A 16,505-nucleotide genomic window follows, 5' to 3' on the forward strand; every position below is an offset into this window, starting at 1 on the left:
CAATCGCTTGTCGGCAAATTATTAGAGCTACACATTTCAATCAGCTGCGGTTAGTTCCTCCAGCTTCGCCGCCGAATCCTCATCAATAATCAAATCCGTCACCACGCCGGCCCGCAATGCCGCAAGCAGTGGACGCGCTTTTTCAACCCCCGAAACCACGCAAACACGCCGCTCAATTTGCCGCAGCAGCTGCGGACTCGGGCCTGAAGCGCGCGCGTTTATTTCCAGATCCTCCCAAGATCCGTCAGCCCGTAACAATACCGTGCAGACATCTCCCACCACGCCCTCACGGCACACTTGCGCTAACTCATCCGGACTCAGATATCCGCCTGCATACACTTGCGAAGGAATCTTTCCATCCAATGCGCCAACACCAAAAACGGCAATATCCGCATCTGCCTGCATTTGGCGCACTGCCGCAACCGAGCGTTCACGCCAAAGATGTTCGCGCGTGGCAGCGTAATCAAAAAAAGCCGGCACCGGAAAATGACAGACGGAAGCACCATACGCTTTTCCAAAACGCGCGATGATTTCACCCGCATACGGGATCCCTGTTGAGTTTTTATTCGCTGCACCATTCAATTGCACCACTACGGATCCGGAAGCAGCACGTGGCACGAGCTGATCGGCTACTGCTGAGACAGTGTTTCCCCAAGCCACGCCAATCACCGTATTTGGTTTAACAAGATCGGAAATGACGATTCCTGCCATCGTCGCTACGGCTTGCAACCGCCGAGCCTCATTTGCCCCAAAAGGCACTGGCACTACATGCGTTTTAATCCCATATCGCTGCGCAATCCGCATTCCCAGCGAGTTTGTGAGCTCTTTTGGAGGATGTAAAGAAATCTGCACATATCCAGCATCGCGAGCACCCTTAACTAACCGGGAAACAGTAGACCTTGAAACGCCAAGGCGGCGTGCAATCGACTCCATCGTCTCGCCTTGCACGAAGTACATCACGGCAGCTTCGTAGGATAGATTTCGCCGCTCACTCACTTTTCTCACCCGAACTTTCAGCAAAAACAAGTATTTACGCAAGCCTCGACGTGCGGAAATACCGATTTACGCAAGATTTTGTGAAATTGTTTCCATAGATTGTGCACGTTGGTGCACATCTGCCCATTTTATCCAGAAAGCCCAAAATCAAGTAACTAATTTTCTCATTATCCTCATACTCTTAGAAATAGCAGTGAACAGAACACTCTCGTTCACCCAATGCGTAAACCAAAAAACTCATGCAAAATCTTCAGAATTTGCTGACACGCAATGCATTTTCAAGAACGATTAACGCAAAGTTTTGCAAACTCCTTCAATGTGGAAGACAGTTCAAATCATGAAACAGCTAAACACAGAAGTCGTAGTAATCGGCGGCGGCGCCACAGGCGCGGGCACAGTTCGCGATCTCGCAATGCGCGGATTCCAAGCTATCCTGCTCGAACGTGCTGATATCGCCCAAGGCACCACCGGCAGATTCCACGGTCTGCTGCACTCCGGTGGGCGTTACGTGATTTCCGATCCGCACTCAGCCACCGAATGTGCTGCAGAAAATGAGATCGTACGCCGAATCCATGCCGATGCCGTGGAAGAAACCGGCGGTTTCTTCGTCGTCACTCCATCCGACTCTGAAGAACACGCCGATAAATTTCTGCAAGCCGCCCACGATACTTTCGTTCCGGCAAGTGAAATCACAGTAGCTGCAGCATTAAAGCGCGAACCGCGACTCCATCCAGGTACAAAACGCGTCTTTGAAGTACGAGATGGCACCGTAGACGGGTGGCGGATGACCTGGGGCGCAATCGAAAGCGCCAAAGCTTACGGCGCAAAAGTGTACCCCTACCACAGAGCGATTGACATTATCGTGCGCGATTCAGCCGTTGAAGCTGTAGTAGCATACAACGAAAAAACCGGCGAACAAGTGCAAATCAACTGCCGCTTCGTGATCAATTGCGGCGGTCCCTGGGCTGGGCAAATTGCTTCACTTGCCGGGATTCAAGGTGTTGATGTAGTTCCTGGCCGCGGGATCATGGTCGCGATGAACCATCGGCTTGTAAATACCGTCATCAATCGCTGTGTTTACCCAGCTGACGGCGATATTATCGTGCCAGCACACACTGTCTGCATTATCGGCACGACTGATGAAGCCGCGAAGGATCCCGATTTCCTGCCGATCAAAGATGCAGAAGTACAGCAAATGCTTGACGCTGGCGAAGCGATGATCCCCGGATTCCGCGATTCCCGTGCAGTACACGTCTGGGCTGGGGCACGCCCACTAGTGAAAGATACTCGCGTAAACGCTACCGATACGCGCCATATGTCGCGTGGAATGTCGATTCTCGAACACGGTGAACGCGACGGAATCCACGGGATGCTCACCATCGCTGGCGGAAAGCTCACCACATACCGGCTAATGGCAAAAAATGTGGTTGACGTAATGTGCGAAGTACTGGGCGAAAAACGCGAATGTATCACCGCCAGCGAAGCCGTCCCAAGTGCACAAAACCGGAAAACTCATCTCGTCAGCGATCGGCTCGCGCAGCGAGAAGCAGACCGCCTTGATGATCAAATCGTCTGCGAATGCGAACTCGTCACGCGTTCAATGATCGAGGCTGAACTATCGCAAGCTCCAGAATCAAATATTGATGATTTGCGCCGGAAATTGCGTATCGGAATGGGGCCATGCCAAGGCGGATTCTGTGCTTTACGCACAGCTGGTATCATGCATGATTTTACGAAGAAAGATGCTGCAAACAACGATCCTGCCGAAACTGTGAGCACAAAATCTTGCGATTCGAGCGCACAAATCGCTGACCGCTCCTCCACGATGCTGCGTTTATTCATTGCAAACCGTGCACAGGGAATCCGCCCGCTGCTCTTCGGGCAGCAACTCCGTGAAGCCGCATTAGATAAATGGATTTTTTCCGGAGCACTCGATATCGACCATCTCCCAAGCCCAAGCTCGACTGCGAAACTCGCAACTGGCGATTTGGGATTAAATCATGGCCGTCATGACGGTATCAGCCCCGTCGGTTTCGAGCCATCAACATCTGATTCACAACTGAAGTACCCGCAGGAGGAAGCACAATGAGCCGCATTTTAATAATCGGAGCTGGACTTTCCGGGATGGCAAGTGCACTGATGCTGCACGAAGCTGGGCATACCGTCACGATTATTTCACGCGGACTGGGCGGAATGCTGCTGGCAAACGGCACAATCGACATCCTTGGCTGGCATGCAAAAAATCCAACCGAATCACCAATCCGCGATCTTACCTCTGGATTCGCGAAGTTTCTCGCAGCGAATCCAGCGCACCCCTACACCCAGATTGGTCTGAAAAATACACTTGCTGGAGCCGCTTGGCTGACGCAAAAATTGAATTTTTTCGATTCACAAACACCAAGCGATTTAAGCACAAATCATCTCGTGCCGACGGCAGTGGGCGCAGTTCGCCCGACTGCCGCACTTCCGAATGCAATGCGCGCATCAGCGCTCACTGACGGAGATAAATTACTCGTCGTCGGCTTAAAACGAATCAAAGATTTCCCGGCGAATTTGATTGCCGATAACCTTTCCCGCTCTCCATTCGTATCCGTACAAGCCCGCGCTTTTGAAGCTGATTTGCCGGTACGCGATGGAAAAGAGACGGATGCAAGTAGCACCACTCATGCAAGGACACTTGACCAATCACTTTCGAGCATCGAAGTGCGTACACTCATTGCGCTACTCCAAAAAGAAGTTCGCCCTGGCGAGAAAATTCTGCTCCCAGCCATACTTGGCATAAAACCAGAAACATTCGCCGATTTTGCAACACAGCTCGGCGTGCCAGTTGGTGAAATCCCGCTTCCGCCTCCTTCCATTCCTGGCAGACGAATCAATGACGCGCTCACGCAGATGTGTCGGGATGCGCGAATCGATATTCAATTAAACTCCGTCGCTACCGGATTTCAGAATTTCGGAAAACGCGTCACCGCAGTGGAAGTACAGCGCGCCGGAAGGAAAACTAACGTAAAAGTAGATTTTGTGATTGACGGCGCGGGAGGATTTGAATCAGGAAATCTTACACGCGATTCACATTTACGAATCCGGGAAAGCGTCTTTAATCTACCGCTGTATACGCCAAAGGCACCCGAGCCAGATTTTGCCGCAGAAAATATTTTCCGTACCGGCGTATTGGTAAATGCAAAGATGAATCCAATCGACGCTGACGGCAAGCTCCAGTACGAAAACTTGTACTGTGTCGGAAGCATTCTGGGCGGAGCCTTAGCGTGGGAAGAAAAAAGTGGTGAAGGAATCAGCCTTGGTAGTGCTTACACTGCTGCGCAGGCAATTATTTCCAGTGCACTGGCGAAGAATCCAGGCACTGCAGCAGAATCAAGCGCAAATGCCGCAAACAAGGAGGACAACTAATGGCATACGATCCTGGTTTAGAGCACGCAAAAGCCTCGCTCGCACGAATCTCACTGGATTCTTGCGTTAAATGCACTATCTGTGAGTCACAATGCCCGGTTATGGAAGCCACTCCGCTCTTTTCAGGGCCAAAATTCGTCGGACCACAAGCAGAACGTTTCCGTCACGGAAAATCTGTTGATCATTCCCTCGACTACTGCTCCGGCTGCTCAATTTGCACCACCGTCTGCCCGCAAGGCGTGAAAATTGCCGAGATAAACGCGCAAGCCCGCGCCGTCGCCAAAGCCGATAAGATGCCACTGCGCGACCGACTGATCACGCAAACAGAACTTGAAGGTAAACTACTTCGCCCCTTTGCACCAATTGCAAATGCGGCTCTCGCAAATCAACCACTGCGCACTGTGGTAGAGAAAGTGGTGGGCGTTCACCGAGATGCTCCCGTGCCGAAAGCGCGTTTTACGACCTTCCCAAAGTGGTTTAAGCAGCATGAGCGGGAGCGCACTGGCCCGTTCCCGAAAGGACCAATCGTATTTTTCCACGGGTGTGCTGGCGGATACTTTGAAGTTGCTACCTCGATCGCCACAGTCGAGGTGCTCGAATTTTTGGGTTATGAAGTGATCGTGCCAAAGCAAGGCTGCTGCGGGCTGGCGCAGCAATCTAACGGTTTATTTGCGCAAGCTACAAAGGCTGTCCGCAAGCTTTGCGCACAGCTGCGAGCGGCAGGCAAAGAATTGACGATTATTTCTTCTTCCGGTTCTTGCGCCGGGATGCTCCGGCATGAAGCCCACGAGATCATGGGAATTGATGATCCAGAGCTGATCGATGTGGGGTCAAGGATGGTTGAGACTTCCGAGTTCCTGCTTGAATTAATTGACAACGGTGAATTTCCGAGAGAAAAATTACAGCGCCGCGAACTCACCATTCCATACCATCAACCGTGCCAGGTGAAATCGCAAGGTATTGGCAAGCCGGCGATCCGGCTGATGGAAACGATCCCTGGTGTGAAAGTTATCGAATCTGGGCGCGCTTGCTGCGGCATTGCCGGAACTTACGGTTTGAAGAAAGAAAAGTATGAGGTAGCTCAAAAAATCGGGAAGCCACTCTTCGATATGGTGAAACAAACAAATCCGGAACTTGCTGCGTGTGAAACCGAAACCTGCCGGTGGCAAATCAGAAAAGGCTCCGGCGCTGAGGTGATTCACCCCGTGCAGCTTTTGCATCATGCTTTCGGTCTTGCCGGCACGAACGAGATCCGTGGCATGCCCTGGGAAGAATTGCGTTAAGCTTTTTACATGGCTACTTCTCTCACTACTGACGGTCTCTTTGACCTTCCTGACGACATCAAGCGCGAACCTCACGCACAGGTAATTTTGATCACTGGCCCGTCAGGTAGTGGGAAGACGCGTTTCGTTTCACGCACTGGGCTACCAGTAGTTTCACTTGATGAGTTTTATTATGACGGCGATAGGCCCGGTTTACCTCGTCGGCATGGGATGGTTGATTGGGATTCGATTCGTACCTGGGATCGCGCAGGTGCGATAAATGCACTCGTCGAATTATGCACCCAAGGCGCTACACAAATCCCGATTTACGATATCCCAAGCAATGCTCGCATCGGCGAACGAGATTTAGATCTTGACGGACGACGCTACGTATTAGCCGAAGGAATTTTTGCAGCAGATATTATTGACGATTTGCGCCGGGAGGGGATTCTTGCTGATGCACTCTGCATTTGCCGTCCACGGATTCAAACTTTCTGGTTCCGTTTGATGCGCGATCTCGATGAAGCCCGTAAGCCTTTACCGAATTTGCTGCGGCGTGGATTTGCGCATTTTATGCGTGAACCAAAAATGTATGCTGCCCTTGAGGCAAAAGGGGCAAGGAAGGTTTCGTATTCTGAAGCTCAGGAAGCTTTGACCCAGGTACTTGCAGCACAACGCTGGGGCAAATTATCGGAGCACTGATTCCATCATAAATTTCAGCCTTCTAAATTAGGTACCCAATATCCGGCTGAGAAATGTGGCTGATCTGCGACGGTGAAATGAAATATCACTGCAAGATGTTTCATTTCACCGCCTTCCTTTTGCACGTTCACCCAAATCTTGCTGTGACGCACCTAATACAACTTCTCTTATGGGATAGTGAGAATAAGCCTGAAGACGCGGTAAAGATGCCGTAATTGGATGATCAAATCCAAAATACTTCAGCGAACACAATACGCCATAGTTAACAAGGAAGTTGAAGGCAAACAGATGTCTCTTGGAGCAATTTTCTTATCAGAATTCATTGGCACAGCTATTCTCATCACCCTCGGTGTGGGCGTAGTAGCCACAAATCTTCTCACCAAATCAAAAGGTCGCGGCACCGGTTGGCTGTTCATCAACTTTGGTTGGGGTTTAGCCGTCTATCTCGGTGTCTACTTCGCCTGGTCCACTGGCGGGCATCTTAATCCTGCCGTCACTTTCGGCATGATCGCCGCTGGAAAAGCAGAATTTATGCCCGGGATCGCAATCACTTTCGCATCAACGATGGTGTACATTGTGGCGCAATTCCTCGGTGCGTTCGTCGGCGCGATCATTGCCTGGCTCGTCTATCATGATCATTACGCAGCTCACGATAATCAGGCAGAAATTCTTGGCACATTTGCTACCGGCCCGGAAATTCGCAACCCACTCTGGAATTGCATTACCGAAGCAATCGCTACATTCGTGCTCGTTGCCTGGGTACTCGTCTCTGGTTACACCCAAAATGTTGCTGTTGGACCACTTGCCGTCGCGCTAGTGATTATTTCGATTGGCGCATCGCTTGGCGGCCCGACGGGATACGCGATCAATCCAGCCCGTGATCTTGGACCGCGTATTGCGCACGCAATTTTGCCAATCAAAGGAAAGGGTGGATCTGATTGGAGCTACGCATGGGTACCGATCGTCGGCCCGATCATCGGCGGTATTCTTGCCGGACTCCTTTTCGGCGAAGGCACCTTGCATCTACTTGCGCCAATAATGTAAAAATTTGCCAGAAAATTTCGTAGATTTTAGAACTTGAAAGGAAGTCAAAGATGACTGAAAAGAAATACGTACTCGCCATCGATCAGGGAACTACATCTTCACGCGCAATCCTCTTTAATCATTCCGGTGAAATCGTATCCATCGGGCAATTAGAGCATGAACAAATTATGCCGAAAGCTGGTTGGGTAGAGCACGACCCAATTGAAATTCGCGATAACGTACGTGAAGTAATTGGTCAGGCATTAGCCAAAGCCGATGTGAATCGTCACGAAATTGCGGCCGTCGGTATCACGAATCAACGCGAAACTGCCGTAGTATGGGATAAAAATACGGGTGAACCGATTTATAATGCGATCGTCTGGCAGGATACGCGCACTGCGAAAATCGTGCGTGAACTTGCTGGCGAAGCTGGCCCAGATAAGTATAAGGATATTTGCGGTCTTGGTCTGGCTACTTACTTCTCAGGGCCGAAAATCAAGTGGATTTTGGACAACGTAGAAGGAGCACGGGAAAAAGCTGAAGCTGGCGATCTCCTCTTCGGTAATACTGATACTTGGGTGATTTGGAATCTTACCGGCGGCGCAAATGGCGGCGTACACGTAACTGATGTCACTAATGCTTCACGCACAATGTTGATGGATGTACGCAAGCTCGCATGGGATGAAAATATTTGTGCAGATATGCAGATTCCAATGCAGATGCTGCCAGAGATTAAATCTTCGTCAGAAATCTACGGTTACGGTGCGAAGAACTCCCTGATTATCGACACGCCGATTGCTGGAGATTTAGGCGACCAACAGGCTGCCACCTTCGGGCAAGCCTGCTTTGAGAAAGGCATGGCGAAAAATACTTACGGCACCGGCTGCTTTATGCTGATCAACACCGGCGAGGAAGCAATCACCTCCCAGAATGGGCTGCTCACCACCGTCTGTTATAAGATTGGCGAGCAAAAAGCCGTATATGCGCTTGAAGGCTCGATCGCAGTGACGGGATCACTCGTGCAATGGCTGCGCGATCAGCTCGGCATTATTTCTACCGCATCAGAAATCGAAACACTGGCTGAAACAGTAGAAGACAATGGCGGGGTATATATTGTGCCAGCATTCTCTGGTTTGTTCGCACCATACTGGAAAGACGATGCACGCGGCGCGATCGTCGGGCTGACCCGTTACAATAATAAAGGCCACTTAGCACGTGCCGTGCTGGAAGCAACCGCATTCCAGACAGCTGAAGTACTCGAAGCAATGAACGCAGATTCGGGAGTAAATCTTTCACAACTGCGCGTAGACGGCGGCATGACCGCAAACTCTGCACTCATGCAATTCCAGGCAGATATTCTCGGCGTGACGGTTGTAAAGCCAAAAGTAGCCGAAACTACTGCACTAGGCGCAGCATACGCGGCTGGTATCGCGGTCGGTTTCTGGGACGGCGAGCAAGATGTGGTCGCAAACTGGTGCGAAGATCGGCGTTGGGAACCGCAAATGGAAAGCGGCGAGCGTGAGCGTCAGATGCGTTTATGGAAGAAAGCCGTCACTCGCACATTCGACTGGGTTGATGAAGACGTGCAAAGTGAATAATTTTAATTTTGCCTGATAATTAACTCAGACTAGAAAACTCTAGTAGAAAGTTTGGCGGCTCACTGAATCTTTCGTAGACACAGTGAGCCGCCAAACTTAGCATTGCCTCAGGATCGCCATTAGCAGCCTCCAACGACTGCAGATTAAGAAAGATTTTATTTGAAATAACACGGATAAAGTTCAGTCTGATCAGATCTAAGAAAACACATCAATATCAGTAATTTATGATTTTCATTACACGCCTTGCGAATAAGTGTCACAATTGTTTTGTCAGGTTTTCGCAATGATCCTAAGGAGGAAAATCATGAAAAACCAAGACAGTCACATTACATCTGCCAATACAGAAAGTAAAAGTGGATCAATAGCTAAGTTTGCGCTTTTATTTTTGCTCATCTGTGCAAGCATCTCTTTCGCGCTAATGCCGATGATCGAAAATTTGTCTGCCACATTTGCCGTATGCGGGCTTACTTCGCTGATAGCTGCACTTTTCCTAGCAGTACACATTGCCGCTAAACACCAAAAAAACTAAAACTACTACATATATCGCCGTCGCTGTATGTACTTCTGCAGGAATGTTTACAAGCAGCTTCGTGATCCCCACAGACGCTTCCGCCAACCCGCCAAAATCAACTAGATATTCAAACATAACCACTACGCCTCTCTATCAAAAAACACAAGAGACAATAGATACAATTAGTTTTTTCCAAGAGCAATTAGAATCTGTTTCTCATGAGAAAGAAGCGGAATCAATTTTATTAGCCAAGAATTCCCAATACCTGCCAAAATCAGCAAACACACTACTTTGGGATGACGCAAAAATTTCCTCATACCAAGCAATACCATAGTTTCTGTACCTTTTAGCGGCAGAGCAGACTTGAAAATTACAAACCGTTTCACATTTTTCATCACCTCTCAAGGTATTAAAACATTTGAAATGTATGTTAAACCGGTAAACTCTCATCATGTACACGTAAAAAGTTGGATAAATGGTATCAAATCTGTAGATCAGATCACCCCTGTTCCTTCCAATTCATCATTCAGTAAAAGCGCTACGCCGATGTGGATAGATTGGGGAAATCTTAATAATTGTCTATCGAAATTAGGTATTTCAAGCTGGGTGCTGGCTGGTCTTGGTCTTGTTTGTGGTGTCGCTTGTGCAGGCACTGCCGGATTAGGATGTATTGGATGCGTTAGTTTCGCAGCAGGATTCGGCGCAGGATCAGTTAAGGCATGCGTTCAGAAGTCTTGGAAATAGCTAGTACTGGAAAATAATTCCCAGTAGTTGGTGAAACAGTTGCATCATAATATACACCAAAAATAGTTGGTCTGCTGTAGGGTAACGAACTTACCTCACAGCAGACCAACTTACAAAATTAACAAATATCGCTCACGAAAAAGTAAACTACCCTCGCTTCACGAATGGGAAGGCAATCGTTTCACGAATCCCAAGCCCTGTCAACGCCATCAACATCCGGTCAATACCCATACCCATACCGCCAGCAGGAGGAAAACCCTGCTCCATCGCCTGAATAAAATCCTCATCCAACTGCATCGCTTCAGGATCACCATTAGCAGCCTCCAACGACTGCGCCGTCAGCCGCTGCCGCTGAATCACCGGATCAGCAAGCTCTGAATAAGCTGTAGCCGTCTCCACACCACGAATATACAAATCCCACTTCTCGGTAAGCCCCGGCTTGGAACGATGCCCACGAGTGAGCGGCGAAGTATCTTCTGGGAAATCACGGACGAAAGTTGGCTTATAAAGATGGTCACCCACGAGTTCTTCCCAAATGTCTTCTACGATTTTGCCATTTACGGCATAGTCCTTAACCTTGATCCCATACTGCTCAGCAATTTCAAGCAACCGTGTACGCGGCGTTTCCACAGTAATTTCTTCGCCTAACTTTTCTGAAAGCGAATCGTAGAGGCAGATTTCATCCCATTCGCCACCCAAATCATATTCGCTTCCGTCAGCCAAAGTGACGGTAGTAGTGCCGAAAATATCCATTGCCGCATTCTGGATCAAATCCTTCGTCAGCTGCGCCATCGTATCATAAGTGGCATACGCCTGATATGCTTCCATCGCCGAAAATTCAGGAGAATGTGAAGAATCAGCGCCTTCATTCCGGAAATTCTTTCCGATCTCGTAAACGCGCTCAACACCGCCCACAACTGCACGCTTCAAATAAAGCTCAGTTGCGATCCGCAAATAAAGATCCTCATCATAAGCATTAATATGCGTAGTGAACGGACGCGCTGCCGCACCACCATGCAGCGTTTGCAAAATCGGAGTTTCGATTTCGATAAATTCACGATCTTCAAAAGTCTTCCGAATTGAGCGCATCATTTTCGCCCGAATTCGGATCATATCGCGAGCACTTTGCCGCGTAATCAAATCAAGATGCCGCTGCCGCACGCGCGTTTCTTCGCCTAAACTCATTTCTTCACCGTCAGCAGTGGTGAAAGTTTTTGGAAGCGGACGAATTGCCTTCGCTGCCATCTGCCAGGAATGCGCAAAAACCGATAACTCACCGCGCTTTGAAGCACCAATATGCCCTGCAGCGAATAAATGATCACCTAAATCTACATTTGCTTTCAAATAATCGAGAGCTTCTTGCCCCACATTTGCAAGCGAAAAAATTACTTGCAGCCGCGTACCGTCTCCAGCTTGTAAAACTACGAATGCGATCTTCCCTGAAGGACGCATAAACATTACTCGCCCTGCAACACCCACTTCATCTACAAGTTCTTCGCCTGGCTCTACGTTAGCGTAATTTGCACGCACTTCCTGAATCGTAGCCGTGATTGGGAGTTCTGCCGGATATGCCTGATAGCCGTCCGCGAGAAGCTTTTCACGCTTAGCACGGCGTACCTGAATCTGCTCGGGGGCATCATCACCAAATACTTCAGAATTAGCTTCCGGATTTTGATTCATCATTCCATCCTATTCGCTTTTAACCGGTTGAAAGCAGCAGCCACTACCTGACTCAAAAACTGCTTACAAGCGCGCAATTTCAACACTTTTCTTGTGCCAATTCTTCCAGATGAGCACGCTACAGTAAAACTCGCCACGCAAAACAGCCCAGCATCACGTTTTCACGTCATGAAATCACTCAGCTACAAGAATTGCGTGAATAAACCGTTCCACATATTCAAAAATTGCTTCATTCTCATAGATTTCTGCACTATCCGAGATTCGCCCTAATTCCGCTTCCGGTAAAGGCACCAAAATTGCGCGGACAGCAGGTTTCAAAAGCGCTTTCGGGTAAAGCCGTTTCAAACGCACCTGCCGGAAATCTGAAAGCTCCACCGGTGCGATTCGCACATTTCGCCCCAGTAGCGAAATCTCTGCTACTCCCACCTGCACAGCTAACTCACGCAAACGCGAAAGCCGGAAGAGCCGCGCTACTTCCGGTGGAATTTCGCCATAACGATCAACCAATTCATGGCGAATATCTTCACGCTCTGCTTCCGTGCGCGCAGCCGAAATCTTAGTGTATATCTCTAGACGCAACCGCTCAGAAGAAACCCAGCCCTGCGGCACATATGCATCCACCGGCAATTCGATGCGGATTTCAGCCTGCTCTGCTGCATTCTCAGCTGCAGCTTGCCCCGTCAGTTTTGCCACAGCTTCCGAAACCATCCGCAAATACAGATCAAATCCCACACCGGCAATATGCCCGGATTGTTCGCCACCAAGCAGATTACCGGCACCACGAATTTCCAAATCTTTCATCGCAACTTGGATTCCCGCACCAAGCTCAGTATGCGCTGCAATCGTGCGTAAGCGTTCAATTGCTGTTTCCGTCATCGCCTTTTCTGGCGGATACAGGAAATATGCGTAAGCTCGTTCACGGCCGCGCCCGACCCGTCCACGCAACTGATGCAATTGCGAAAGCCCAAGTTTTTGCGCATCTTCCACAATCAATGTGTTTGCATTCGAAATATCGAGCCCGGTTTCCACGATTGTGGTACAAACCAGTACATCGATCTCTTTTTCCCAAAATTTTTGAATTACCAGCTCAAGCTGTGATTCGCTCATTTTCCCGTGTGCCACGCCCACACGTGCTTCCGGCACCAATTCAGCTAGACTTGCTGCAGTTTTATTGACCGACTGGGTTCGGTTGTGAATGTAAAAAACCTGCCCGTCACGTAATAGTTCGCGCTTGATCGCCGCGCTCACCTGCTTTGCATCCTGCACCCCGACATACGTCAAAATCGGGTGCCGCTCCTCAGGTGGAGTCGCGAGAGTAGACATTTGCCGAATTCCAGTGACAGCCATTTCCAAAGTACGCGGAATCGGAGTTGCACTCATCGAAAGCACATCTACTTGCGGATACAGCTGTTTTAGCGTCTCTTTATGCTCCACACCGAAGCGCTGCTCTTCATCAATAATTACCAGCCCAAGATCTTTGAATCGCACTTCGCCCGTAATCAACCGATGCGTACCAATCACCACATCAATTTCGCCTTTTGCAATACCGTCTTTCACCGCATCAGATTCACGTCGCGTCTGAAACCGACTCAAGCCTTCCACTCGTGCCGGAAAACCAGCATAACGCTCACGGAAAGTTTCAAGATGCTGCTGCACGAGAAGCGTAGTTGGCACCAGTACAGCCACCTGTTTCCCGTCTTGAATTGCCTTGAATGCAGCGCGGACGGCAATTTCTGTTTTACCGTATCCCACATCACCAGAAATCAGCCGATCCATTGGCTCCAGCGATTCCATATCGCGCTTCACTTCTTCAATCGTGTGCAACTGATCAGGGGTTTCCACGTATTCAAACGCATCTTCAAGTTCACGCTGCCACGGAGTATCTGAGCTGAAGGCATACCCGCGAGTAGCACGCCGTTTTGCATAAAGCCGGATCAGTTCCCGCGCGATTTCCTTCACCGCTGCACGGGCTTTAGCCTTGGTTTTCGCCCAGTCTGCACCGCCCATCTTATTCAATGACGGCGCATCACCGCCAGAATATTTCGAGACGAGATAAAGCTGATCAGTAGGCACCCAAAGTTGATCGCGCGCGCCACCGCGTTTACTTGCCGCATATTCCAACAGCATATATTCACGCGTAGTGCCGCTTGCTCCCCCAAGCTGGCGTTTCACCAATTTCACGAACTGCGCTACGCCATGCCGTTCATGCACCACGTAATCGCCAGGCTTTAAGGTCAGCGGATCTACGGCTTTTTTCCGCCGTGTTGGCATTGCCTGTTTCCCGTTTACAATACCGCGTGTCCGAATCCGTGAAAGAATATCGTGAGCTGAGATAATCGCGAATTTGTTACGCTCGTCAACGAATCCCGTCTTCAACGGTAGTACAGCCAGATGCACTACCGACGGCTCAAGTTCATTTTCTGCTGCGCCGATTCTGGTTTCGCTGATCGTTTCAGTTGCTTTTGCAATATCACAAACCGTCATCATCCGATTCGGCACATCCGCGAGTGAAAGCTGCTCGGCAAGGCGCTTCGAAAGACCGGAAGAATCAGCGGTCAGCAGGATTTGCCAACCGTCATGAATTTTCTGCGCCAAATCAGCAAACGCTTTTTCAGTATCACCACCAAAATTTTTCGGCTCCCGCAATCCAAAACTGAGCGTATCCTCGCCTGCTAATGCAGCAAAATTCCACCAGCTGAAAGAACGATCCAATGCAGCACTGCGCACGCTTTGTAATGAAGCGAATGATGCCGTATCCACATTTACCGGAATTTCCCCTCCAGCAGCCGCATTCGACCACGCTGCCGCCAGAAACTCAGCAGTGGTCTGCGCAAGAGACTGCGCATGTGCCGCGATCCGCTCTGGTTCAATCAAAATCATCCGAGATTTTTCCGGCAATTCGGAAATCACTGAAATCATTTCATCCACAAGAATTGGCGCTAATGATTCCATTCCTTCCACAGCCACACCAGCAGCAATCTGTTCAAGCATTTCCGCCGCACCCGGTAACTTAGTTAAAGCCTTTGCGGCTCGCGAACGTACCGCATCAGTGAGCAAAATTTCCCGACACGGCGGAGCATACAGCTCCGCGACCGAAGCCAAGGAACGCTGATCAGATATCGCGAAAGTGCGGATCTCATCAATTTCATCGCCAAAAAATTCAACCCGCAATGGGTGCTTTTCCGTCGGCGGGAAAATATCTACAATTCCGCCGCGAACCGCGAACTCGCCACGCGATTCAACCATATCTACACGCGTGTATGCGGTATTCGTAAGTGCAGCCTGCAGCCGGGAAAGATCAACACTTTCACCGACAGATAACCGCACTGGCTGTATTTGACCCAAATTTGCCGCGATTGGCTGGAGCAGTGCCCGCACCGGCATCACAACTACTTTCAGCGGTGCAAACTCTTCCGGATGCGCTAGGCGGCGTAACACGTGCAAACGCCGCGCAACCGTGTCTGCCCGCGGTGAAAGGCGCTCATGCGGAAGCGTTTCCCAAGCCGGAAAGACGGCAATCGCATTTTCTGGTAAGAAATATTTTAAGAATGACGCAAGCTCTTCTGCTTCATATTCAGATGCCGTCACAACTACTTGCAGTGAAGATGCCAAATTTTGCTGCCTATTTTCTCCATCAGCTTGCAATATTTTCGCGATTGCAAAAGCTGCCGAACCGCGTGGCAAATCCACATCTATTAGCTTTTCGGCACGGAAGTTTGCCAACTCATCAAAAGCATGGATGGAATTAAGAATCGAATTCGGATTCACAAGCAGCCTCTCATTGTTTTGCTCATCTTTTTCTGCACAAGGAACACGTATCGCTTCGGATATAGCGGCAATCTGGATCAGCTTATTTTTACTACAGCTTTATTTGGTATGCAGCCGCATCTGCGCTTTTTCCAGACCGGAAGTAAGGACGGCTTCAACCGCGTCTGCCGTTTCGCTAATTAATAATGGAAGTTCTTTCTGCTCTTGTGCGTTAAACTTTCCAAGCACAAAATCTGCCGGATCCATCCGCCCTGGCGGACGCCCAATCCCAAAACGCATCCGAATATAGTCTTTCGTACCAAGCGATTTGGTAATCGATTTGAGACCGTTATGACCACCTTCGCCGCCGCCACGTTTTAATTTCAACTCACCAAAGGGTAAATCAAGATCGTCGTGGATCACGATCAGATTTTCTGGGATTTGACCAAAATAGTTGAGCAAAGCACTTACTGGCCCGCCAGAAGTATTCATATACCCATTACTAATACCGGCAATTACCTGCATTCCTGGATTACCTGGAGCTAAACCAAGACGCATTGATGCAGCGTGAGTATTTGACGCTTTATGTGCAGATAAAGTGGTACCCGCGCGATGCACGATTTCGGCAATCACCATTTGACCAATATTGTGCCGAGTATGAGCATATTGTGAGCCAGGATTACCTAATCCAAAAACTGTGTACATCGCATACTCCTGCCTATTTTTCACAACTTATTCCATAAACACCACGCCGATAAACAAAACATATCCATCTTACTAGCATTTTGTATCTTCTCTGGATGTTTCCACTACCGGTGCCGACATCAAACCATT

General features: G+C 49.4%; 13 protein-coding genes. 7 read left to right on the top strand and 6 right to left on the bottom strand.

The genetic code is table 11. The features are described 5' to 3' along the window. Positions 1-36 precede the first annotated feature (36 nt). The gene (locus J2S36_RS04245) at positions 37-996 is read right to left on the bottom strand and encodes a sugar-binding transcriptional regulator (protein ID WP_309955893.1); all 960 of its coding nucleotides are present in this window, start codon (positions 994-996) and stop codon (positions 37-39) included. A gap of 337 nt (positions 997-1,333) precedes the next feature. On the opposite strand from J2S36_RS04245, the gene glpA reads away from it, so the two are divergent. From glpA to glpK, 6 genes are all read left to right on the top strand, one after another. Further along, entirely contained in the window at positions 1,334-3,085 is a 1,752-nt protein-coding gene (gene glpA, locus J2S36_RS04250) for an anaerobic glycerol-3-phosphate dehydrogenase subunit GlpA (protein ID WP_309957481.1), read from the top strand. Continuing rightward, a complete protein-coding gene (glpB, locus tag J2S36_RS04255) occupies positions 3,082-4,404 on the top strand; it encodes a glycerol-3-phosphate dehydrogenase subunit GlpB (RefSeq protein ID WP_309955894.1) in 1,323 nt (440 codons plus the stop codon). Before glpA ends, glpB begins: the two co-directional genes overlap by 4 nt. Then, positions 4,404-5,687, top strand: coding sequence for an anaerobic glycerol-3-phosphate dehydrogenase subunit C (locus J2S36_RS04260; RefSeq protein ID WP_309955896.1), 1,284 nt, complete (start codon positions 4,404-4,406; stop codon positions 5,685-5,687). The genes glpB and J2S36_RS04260 overlap by 1 nt, the downstream gene beginning before the upstream one ends. 9 nt (positions 5,688-5,696) lie before the next feature. Then, positions 5,697-6,368: an ATP-binding protein gene (locus J2S36_RS04265; RefSeq protein ID WP_309955898.1), complete on the top strand. Its 672-nt coding sequence runs from the start codon at positions 5,697-5,699 to the stop codon at positions 6,366-6,368. A gap of 288 nt (positions 6,369-6,656) precedes the next feature. Continuing rightward, complete coding sequence (locus J2S36_RS04270; protein WP_309955900.1) at positions 6,657-7,412, top strand: MIP/aquaporin family protein; 756 nt, start codon at positions 6,657-6,659, stop codon at positions 7,410-7,412. A 50-nt stretch (positions 7,413-7,462) separates the two neighbouring features. Continuing rightward, a complete protein-coding gene (glpK, locus tag J2S36_RS04275) occupies positions 7,463-8,989 on the top strand; it encodes a glycerol kinase GlpK (protein WP_309955902.1) in 1,527 nt (508 codons plus the stop codon). Between the two features lie 321 nt (positions 8,990-9,310). On the opposite strand, the gene J2S36_RS04280 is transcribed toward glpK, so the two are convergent. Next, positions 9,311-9,493 carry a hypothetical protein gene (locus tag J2S36_RS04280; RefSeq protein WP_309955904.1) on the bottom strand — a complete coding sequence of 61 codons (183 nt, stop codon included), beginning with the start codon at positions 9,491-9,493 and terminating at the stop codon, positions 9,311-9,313. Next, on the bottom strand, positions 9,480-9,635 hold the full coding sequence (locus J2S36_RS04285; RefSeq protein ID WP_309955906.1) for a hypothetical protein: 156 nt from the start codon (positions 9,633-9,635) through the stop codon (positions 9,480-9,482). The genes J2S36_RS04280 and J2S36_RS04285 overlap by 14 nt, the downstream gene beginning before the upstream one ends. Positions 9,636-9,863: 228 nt before the next feature. Between J2S36_RS04285 and J2S36_RS04290 the strand changes: the two genes are divergently transcribed. Further along, positions 9,864-10,244: a hypothetical protein gene (locus tag J2S36_RS04290; protein WP_309955909.1), complete on the top strand. Its 381-nt coding sequence runs from the start codon at positions 9,864-9,866 to the stop codon at positions 10,242-10,244. Positions 10,245-10,391: 147 nt separating this feature from the next. On the opposite strand, the gene lysS is transcribed toward J2S36_RS04290, so the two are convergent. The 3 genes from lysS to pth form a co-directional block, all read right to left on the bottom strand. Next, positions 10,392-11,924, bottom strand: coding sequence for a lysine--tRNA ligase (gene lysS / locus J2S36_RS04295; protein WP_309957483.1), 1,533 nt, complete (start codon positions 11,922-11,924; stop codon positions 10,392-10,394). Between the two features lie 174 nt (positions 11,925-12,098). After that, positions 12,099-15,692: a transcription-repair coupling factor gene (gene mfd, locus J2S36_RS04300; RefSeq protein ID WP_309955911.1), complete on the bottom strand. Its 3,594-nt coding sequence runs from the start codon at positions 15,690-15,692 to the stop codon at positions 12,099-12,101. Between the two features lie 99 nt (positions 15,693-15,791). Continuing rightward, the gene (gene pth, locus J2S36_RS04305; protein WP_309957485.1) at positions 15,792-16,376 is read right to left on the bottom strand and encodes an aminoacyl-tRNA hydrolase; all 585 of its coding nucleotides are present in this window, start codon (positions 16,374-16,376) and stop codon (positions 15,792-15,794) included. Between the last annotated feature and the right edge of the window lie 129 nt (positions 16,377-16,505).

Source organism: Arcanobacterium hippocoleae (genome assembly GCF_031456295.1).
In the GTDB taxonomy this organism is placed as follows: Bacteria; Actinomycetota; Actinomycetes; order Actinomycetales; family Actinomycetaceae; genus Arcanobacterium_A; species Arcanobacterium_A hippocoleae.

Bases quoted from the DNA above. Each gene is read 5' to 3' on its own strand.
- glpK (WP_309955902.1), top strand. From the start codon at position 7,463: ATGACTGAAAAGAAATACGTACTCGCCATCGATCAGGGAACTACATCT.
- pth (WP_309957485.1), bottom strand. From the start codon at position 16,376: ATGTACACAGTTTTTGGATTAGGTAATCCTGGCTCACAATATGCTCAT.
- glpA (WP_309957481.1), top strand. From the start codon at position 1,334: ATGAAACAGCTAAACACAGAAGTCGTAGTAATCGGCGGCGGCGCCACA.
- glpB (WP_309955894.1), top strand. From the start codon at position 3,082: ATGAGCCGCATTTTAATAATCGGAGCTGGACTTTCCGGGATGGCAAGT.
- J2S36_RS04280 (WP_309955904.1), bottom strand. From the start codon at position 9,493: ATGTGTACTGCTAGGAAAAGTGCAGCTATCAGCGAAGTAAGCCCGCAT.
- J2S36_RS04260 (WP_309955896.1), top strand. From the start codon at position 4,404: ATGGCATACGATCCTGGTTTAGAGCACGCAAAAGCCTCGCTCGCACGA.
- J2S36_RS04285 (WP_309955906.1), bottom strand. From the start codon at position 9,635: ATGTTTGAATATCTAGTTGATTTTGGCGGGTTGGCGGAAGCGTCTGTG.
- lysS (WP_309957483.1), bottom strand. From the start codon at position 11,924: ATGAATCAAAATCCGGAAGCTAATTCTGAAGTATTTGGTGATGATGCC.
- J2S36_RS04270 (WP_309955900.1), top strand. From the start codon at position 6,657: ATGTCTCTTGGAGCAATTTTCTTATCAGAATTCATTGGCACAGCTATT.
- J2S36_RS04265 (WP_309955898.1), top strand. From the start codon at position 5,697: ATGGCTACTTCTCTCACTACTGACGGTCTCTTTGACCTTCCTGACGAC.